Consider the following 769-nt stretch of genomic DNA (forward strand, 5'->3'; position numbering starts at 1 on the left):
TATTACGATCTAGACAAGTCATTGATCAGAACAGACGCAGAGCCTACGCTGGACAAACTAGGAGAGTTGATGCAGAAGTACAGCTTCCTAGACTTGCGCGTAGCCTCTCACACAGATTCGAGAGCAAGTGATGAATACAACGAAGCCTTGAGTCAGCGCAGAGCAGACGCAGTATTGGAATTCTTGAACAAGTACAACATCGGCAAAGAAAGAGTGAGAGCAGAGTGGTTTGGCGAAGAGAAGTTGACCAATGACTGTGGAGATGGCGTGCCATGCCCTGAGACAGATCATCAACTAAATAGAAGATCAGAGTTGGTCTTGGAAGCCTTCCCTGACCCTGACAAAGACTACGAGTTACCGAAGGAATTGCTAGATAAAGACATCTGTGACGAGTTGGGTATCTTCGAAGAGCTACAGCGAGAGTTGAACGCAGTACCGATTGTGTACTTCGACTTTGACAAGAGCAACATCAGACCTGTTCACAAGAAAGAATTGGAGAGAACAGCGATCATGATGAAGCGGATAAAGAACCTGAACCTGTACATAGCAGGCCATACAGATCAGCGAGGCAGTGAGGAGTACAACAAATCCTTGTCAGAACGCAGATCAGCGGTGGTGATGCAATACTTGGTGAATAGAGGCGTAGAAGCAGCAAGAATGCAACACGAATGGTTCGGCAAGACCCAGCCTATCCACGACTGCGGAACATGCACAGAAGCTCAACACCAAGAAAACAGAAGAACAGAGTTGAAGTTGAGAAAGTAATTGA

The 769-nt window shown here is 46.6% G+C and carries 1 protein-coding gene; it reads left to right on the plus strand.

Annotated elements, in window-relative coordinates; translation table 11 throughout:
- Positions 1-765: OmpA family protein (locus tag IEV57_RS19255; RefSeq protein ID WP_188444660.1), on the plus strand; the 765-nt coding region annotated here is incomplete at its 5' end.
- Between the last annotated feature and the right edge of the window lie 4 nt (positions 766-769).

The sequence above is a fragment of the Belliella aquatica genome (genome assembly GCF_014637795.1).
In the GTDB taxonomy this organism is placed as follows: Bacteria; Bacteroidota; Bacteroidia; order Cytophagales; family Cyclobacteriaceae; genus Belliella; species Belliella aquatica.